Here is a 6,196-nt window from a genome sequence, read left to right as displayed (position 1 = left end):
CAATCCGGCCTCTCCCTTGCAGGGAGAGGCGGGAGCAAGTGAGAGCGGCGGGCCACACGCGTCCCTACTCGTTTGTGGCGCCGGCTCTTGCAAAACGGCGGCGGATGCGGGTCAGGAGGCCGTCGCAGACTTCGCGATAGGCTTGGAGTTTCTGCTCGCGGTTGCCTTCGGTGCCGGTGGGGTCATGGGTCGGCCAGTATTCGACGTCGGCGGCAAGCGTGCGGGTCAATTCCAGCGCCTTGTGGTGGGCTTCCGGCGACAGCGTAACAATAAGGTCGAAATTGAGCCCTTCCCAATCCTCGAGCTCGTCGAAGGTGATCGGATTGTGGGCGGAGATATCCTGGCCGAGCTCGGCCATCACGGCGACCGCGAACGGATCGAGCTCGCCCTTCTTCACGCCGGCCGAGCGCACATAGAGTCCTTGCGGAAACATCTGCTGCAACAGGCTCGCCGCCATCGGCGAGCGCACGCTGTTCTGGCCACATGCGAACAGCACGGCCTGCGGATTGCGCGCGGGCGGCGCCCCCATCGCTTAAGCTTTGTTGGATTGCGGCCGCGCGCGCCTCATGCGTCCTGCCCCTTCCAGTGGAGGACGCAGATCAGCGTGAACAGCCGCCGCGCGGTCTCGAAATCGATCCGCACCTTGCCCTTCAGCCGCTCCTGCAGCGTGCGCGAGCCCTCGTCATGGATGCCGCGGCGGCCCATGTCGATGGCCTCGATCTTGTCCGGCGTCGCGGTCCGGATCGCCTGGTAGTAGCTATCGCAGATCATGAAATAGTCCTTCACGATCCGCCGGAACGGCGTCAGCGACAACAGATGCGCCACCACCGGCGTGCCGTCTTCCCGCCTGATGTCGAACATCAGCCGGTTGCCGGTGATCGCGATGTGCAGCGTGTACGGCCCGGGCTCCGTGCCAACAGGCGCGAACAGGTTCTGCTCGATCAGGTCGTAGATCGCGATCGCTCGCTCATGCTCGATGTCCGGCCCGGAACGCCCGATCGATTCCTCGTCAAGCGTCACCGCGACGATGCGATTGTTGGGATCCTCCTCAGTGGGCGGCTTGTTCATGAGAGGTTGAGGCGCAGTCCGACGGAACGGGAATGGGCGTCCAGCCCCTCGGCCTTGCCGAGAGTCATCGCGGCCGGCCCCAGCGCGCGCAACTGGTCGGGGCCGCATTTGAGGATCGAGGTCCGCTTCATGAAGTCGAGCACGCCGAGGCCGGAGGAGAACCGCGCCGAGCGCGCGGTCGGCAGCACATGGTTGGAGCCGCCGACATAATCGCCGATCGCTTCCGGCGTATGCGGGCCCAAGAAGATCGCGCCGGCGTTACGGACCTTGGCCGCGAACGCTTCGGCATCCGCTGTCATGACTTCCAGATGCTCGGCCGCGATCGCATTCGCGAGCGGCACTGCATCGTCGAGATTTTTCACGAGGATAATTGCGCCGAAATCATTCCAGGAGGCGCGCGCGATTTCTGCGCGCGGCAAGGTGACGAGCTGCGCTTCCACCGCGCGCTCGACATCGGCGGCGAGCCGCGCGCTGTCGGTGATCAGGATCGATTGCGCGCTCGCGTCATGCTCGGCCTGCGCCAGGAGATCCGCTGCAATCCAGTCGGCATTGGAGGTCGCGTCGGCGATCACGAGCACTTCGGAAGGACCCGCGATCATGTCGATGCCGACCTTGCCGAACACCAGCCGCTTGGCGGCGGCCACATAGGCGTTGCCGGGGCCGACGATTTTTGCAACGGGCGCGATCGTGGCCGTGCCATAGGCAAGCGCCGCCACCGCCTGCGCGCCGCCGACGCGATAGATCTCGGAGACGCCGCCGAGCTGAGCGGCCGCCAGCACCAGCGGGTTGAGCTTGCCATCGGGCGCCGGCACCACCATCACCACGCGCGGCACACCGGCGACCCTCGCCGGCACCGCATTCATCAGCACCGAGGACGGGTAGGCCGCGGTGCCGCCGGGGACATAGAGCCCGACCGCTTCGACCGCGCTCCAGCGCCAGCCGAGCTCGACGCCGAGCGGGTCGACAAAGCGCTCGTCCTTCGGCATCTGGCGCTGATGGAACGTCTCGATGCGGTCGCGGGCGAGCTTGAGCGCGTCGACCGTGGCGGCTTCGCAGGTCGTCACGGCGGTATCGATCTCCGCCGCGGTGACGCGCAGGCCGGAGGCGTCGAGCTCGAGCCGGTCGAACTTACGGGTCGCCTCGATCAGTGCGGCATCGCCCCGCGCCACCACGTCGTCGACGATCGCGCGCGTCGCGCGCTCGACATCGGCCGAAACTTCGCGCTTGGCGGCAAGGAAGGCGGCAAAGCGCTGCTCAAAATCGGCACTGCTTCGGTCCAGGCGGAGGGGCATGGGGCGTTCTTGTGATTGAGATCAGGGTCCCTGCTCAATGGCGCGGCGGATAGGGGCCGTCAACCCTCGATGGCCGACAAAGGAGCCGGGCGGTAGGGTGGGCAAAGCGTAGCGTGCCCACCATCTAACGGCGTGCTCGGAATGGTGGGCACGCTGCGCTTTGCCCACCCTACGGCACTTTCACCGGGACGACACGGAATCACTCCCCGCCGGGGCGGTGCCGAGGTCGTCGGGGCCGAGATCGGTCAATTCGCATTCCAGGCATTCGACGTCGAGCCGGAGCGTGGCGCCCTGGCTGAACAGGAGCAGTGCGCTGCCGCCGGGGGCGGCACCCTGGTGAAACTCGATGCCGAGCAGTTCCAGGGTGGCGTCCGGCGCCTCCAGGTTGATCTTGCGCGACTTGCAGGCAAGCACGCGGTCGAAGCGCAGCGCGGCGATCAGGCGGCGCGAGGCGGTTTCGCCCGACAGCGTCTGCTCCCAGTCCAGCCTGGACATGCCGACCACGAGCCGCTTCTCGCCCTGGCGCCAGACGATGTCGGAGGCCTGCACGTGGGCATCCTGCACATGCGCCGAGATCACGGCGAGATCGTCGGCATCGAGTGCGATCAGTTTGAGCGGCGCGGGCGGCATCATGCCGAAAGCAATCTCCTGGGCCAGAACCGGTTCCCCCAGATATCAGTCCCTGATGCGCTCGATCGACGCGCCGCAGGCCGACAGCTTCTCCTCCAGCCGCTCGAAGCCGCGATCGAGATGGTAGACGCGGTTGACCATGGTCTCGCCCTCGGCGGCAAGGCCCGCGATGACAAGCGAGACGGACGCGCGCAGGTCCGTCGCCATGACAGGCGCACCGCGCAATTTGTCGGTGCCGCGGATGGTGGCTGTCTCGCCGTCGAGCGCAATCCTGGCGCCGAATCGCGCCAATTCCTGCACATGCATGAAGCGGTTCTCGAAGATGGTCTCGGTGATGACGGACGCGCCGCCGGCGCAGGTCATCAGCGCCATCAGTTGCGCCTGCAGGTCGGTCGGGAAGCCGGGGAACGACGCGGTCGTGACCTGCACCGGGCGAAGGCCGGCGCCGTTGCGGCCGACGCGGATGCCGTCATTGTTGACGCTGACGGTGGCGCCGGCTTCGCAGAGCACATCGAGCGCCGATTGCAGCAGTTCTGGTCGTGCGCCGGAAAGCTGCACCTCGCCGCCGGTCATCGCGACCGCCATCGCATAGGTGCCGGCCTCGATGCGATCCGGCAGCACGGTGTGGCGCGCGCCATGGAGCCTGGCGACACCCTCGACGATGATGCAGGGCGTGCCGGCGCCGGTGATGCCGGCGCCCATCTTGTTCAGGCAGGCGGCGACATCGGCGATTTCAGGCTCGCAGGCGGCGTTGGTGATGACGCTGGTTCCCCTGGCAAGCGTCGCCGCCATCAGCGCGACATGGGTGCCGCTCACCGTAACCTTGGGGAAGGCGATGTCGGCGCCGCGCAGGCCACCGGGCGCTTTCGCGACGACATAACCGCCGTCGATCAAGATCTCCGCCCCGAGCTTCTCCAGCGCCATGATCAGGAGATCGACCGGCCGGGTGCCGATGGCGCAGCCACCGGGCAGCGACACCCTCGCCTCATGCATGCGCGCAATCAGCGGCGCGATCACCCAGAAGCTGGCGCGCATCCGCGACACCAAATCATACGGCGCGGTGGTGTCGATGATATCGGCGGCCGAGATGTGCAGGGTCTGGCCCTGGTACTCGCGGTCGCCGGGCCGCTTGCCCGCGGACATGATGTCGACGCCGTGATTACCGAGGATGCGCTGGAGCTGCGCGACGTCGGCAAGCCGCGGCACGTTGTCGAGGATCAGCGTCTCCTCGGTGAGGAGTGCTGCGATCATCAGAGGCAGCGCGGCATTCTTCGCGCCCGATATCGAGATGGTGCCGTTGAGCTTGTTGCCGCCGACGATTCGGATGCGATCCATGCTGCCTCTTGCTCTGATCCGCGAAAAACCTATCGAAGGAAGGGGCTACCGCAAAAGTGTTGAAATTTAGGGCGATTCCGTGGGCTTCCTCGTCATTTCCGGGCGATGCGCCGGCATCTCGCCCGGAAATCTCGCGCAATAGGCGCGGAAACGGAGTTCAGGCGGCGGCCGCGAACTGGTCGAAGGAGACGCCGGTCAGCGTCGCCGAGACCTCCCACAGCATCGCCGCGACCGCGGCATCCTTCGCCTGCGGCATGATCTTCGCCTCTACCGGCGGGCCCTTCAACTCGTAGAACCAGTTCGGTCCATAATAGCCGCCGCGCTTGGCGTCCGGCGAGGTCGCGGCAAATAATGTCGGCAACGCGCCGGCCGCGGCGGACTGGCTGGCATAGGGTTGCAGCAAGCGGCTGAAATACGAGGACAGGCTCCTCGTACCCGGGCCGTTCGGGATCAGGTCGGTGCGCGCATAGCCGGGATGGGCAGCGTTGCTGATCAGACCCCAGCCGGCGGCGTCGCTGCGGCGCTGCAATTCGAGCGCGAACATCAGCATCGCCAGCTTCGACTGGCAGTAGGCGCGCCACGGGCGGTAGGACCGCTCCGACTGGAGGTCGGCGAAATCGATCGCGCCGGAGCGGTGCGCCAGGCTCGAGAGGTTGACTACCCGGGGCTTGAGGCCGCGGCGAAGCTGCGGCAGCAGCCGTGCGGTGAGCGCGTAATGGCCGAAATAGTTGATGCCGAGCTGCATCTCGAAACCGTCCTGCGTCGTCCGCCGCTTCGGCAGCGCCATCACGCCGGCATTGTTGATGAGGAGATCGACCGAAGGGCGGCTGATGGCGAAGCGGCCGGCGAAGTCGGCGACCGAGGCAAGGCTTGCCAGATCGAGCGTCTCGTAGCTGACGTCGGCCTTGGGATATTGCGCGCGGATGCGCTCGAGCGCGTGCTTGCCCTTGATGTCGTTGCGGCCGGTCAGAACCACGGTCGCGCCGGCGCCCGCCAGCGCCAGCGCGGTCTCATAGCCGAGCCCGCCGGTGGCGCCGGTGATCACGGCGGTCCTGCCGGTCTGGGGTGGAATGTCTGCAGTGCTCCAGCCGCTCATGCTTATATCTCCTGCTCGAATCGGGGTGTGGTTCCAGCCGCGCCCCCTAAATGTGCACTAGGTGCAATTTTGCAAGTGGTGAAGGATTTGAAGCGACCGGCGACCCCGCGCAGACCGGCTAAGGGCAGGTCATCAAAGGAGAAAACCGCGCCTCCCGCGGCGCCGGGCCTGCGCGCGCGCAAGCGGCAGGAGACGCGCGAGAAGCTGACGCGGGCGGCGATGGCGCTGTTCCTGGAGCGCGGCTTCGAGGCGACCACGCTGGACGACATCGTCGCCGCCGCGGACATCTCCCGCCGCACCTTCTTCCACTATTTCGCCTCCAAGGAAGACGTCGTGTTCGCCTGGCAGGAGGAAGCCAGCGCGGCGCTGATCGCGGCGGTCGCGGCGCGGCCTGCCGGCGAATCCATGCTCGCTGCGGCGGAGAACGCCATCATCGCGATGGCCGGGCAGCTCGATCCCGCCGAAGTGGTGGCGTTGGCGCGGCTGAAGCAGGACAACCCGGCGCTGCAGGCGCGCGATCAGCTCAAGTATGAAAAGCTCGAGCGCACGCTGGCCGATGCGCTTCTCAAGCGCACAGGCAACAAGACGGACAAGATGCAGGCGCGGCTGGTCGCGATGATCGCAACCGGCGCGATGCGCGTCGGCGGTGAGCTCTGGGCCGCCGAGGGCGCCCGCGAGACGCCGGAGCTTCTCGCAAGGCGGATGTTCGCGGCAATCCGCGCGATGTTCGAATGAATGCCATTCTCCTTCGCCCCGCCCTTGCGGGGAGAAGGTC

The 6,196-nt window shown here is 66.8% G+C and carries 7 protein-coding genes; 1 reads left to right on the top strand and 6 read right to left on the bottom strand.

Annotated elements, in window-relative coordinates:
• Window positions 1–64: 64 nt before the first annotated feature.
• The 6 genes from CWO89_RS39565 to CWO89_RS39540 form a co-directional block, all read right to left on the bottom strand.
• Complete coding sequence (locus CWO89_RS39565) at window positions 65–529, bottom strand: arsenate-mycothiol transferase ArsC (RefSeq protein ID WP_130583724.1); 465 nt, start codon at window positions 527–529, stop codon at window positions 65–67.
• Window positions 530–564: 35 nt separating this feature from the next.
• Window positions 565–1,068 carry a UPF0262 family protein gene (locus CWO89_RS39560; RefSeq protein WP_130583723.1) on the bottom strand — a complete coding sequence of 168 codons (504 nt, stop codon included), beginning with the start codon at window positions 1,066–1,068 and terminating at the stop codon, window positions 565–567.
• Complete coding sequence (hisD, locus tag CWO89_RS39555; protein ID WP_130583722.1) at window positions 1,065–2,360, bottom strand: histidinol dehydrogenase; 1,296 nt, start codon at window positions 2,358–2,360, stop codon at window positions 1,065–1,067. Before hisD ends, CWO89_RS39560 begins: the two co-directional genes overlap by 4 nt.
• Before the next feature lie 180 nt (window positions 2,361–2,540).
• Complete coding sequence (locus CWO89_RS39550) at window positions 2,541–2,993, bottom strand: DUF2948 family protein (RefSeq protein ID WP_130583721.1); 453 nt, start codon at window positions 2,991–2,993, stop codon at window positions 2,541–2,543.
• Window positions 2,994–3,035: 42 nt separating this feature from the next.
• Window positions 3,036–4,325: a UDP-N-acetylglucosamine 1-carboxyvinyltransferase gene (gene murA / locus CWO89_RS39545; protein WP_130583720.1), complete on the bottom strand. Its 1,290-nt coding sequence runs from the start codon at window positions 4,323–4,325 to the stop codon at window positions 3,036–3,038.
• A gap of 157 nt (window positions 4,326–4,482) precedes the next feature.
• Window positions 4,483–5,421: an SDR family oxidoreductase gene (locus tag CWO89_RS39540; protein WP_130583719.1), complete on the bottom strand. Its 939-nt coding sequence runs from the start codon at window positions 5,419–5,421 to the stop codon at window positions 4,483–4,485.
• Window positions 5,422–5,508: 87 nt separating this feature from the next.
• Here CWO89_RS39540 and CWO89_RS39535 point away from each other — a divergent pair, with 87 nt between their 5' ends.
• A complete protein-coding gene (locus CWO89_RS39535; protein ID WP_245476784.1) occupies window positions 5,509–6,156 on the top strand; it encodes a TetR family transcriptional regulator in 648 nt (215 codons plus the stop codon).
• Window positions 6,157–6,196: the final 40 nt, after the last annotated feature.

Source organism: Bradyrhizobium sp. Leo170 (assembly GCF_004296405.1).
Taxonomy (GTDB): Bacteria; Pseudomonadota; Alphaproteobacteria; order Rhizobiales; family Xanthobacteraceae; genus Bradyrhizobium.
Note: the sequence above shows the minus strand (reverse complement) of the source record. Positions and strands in the feature narration are given on the sequence as shown.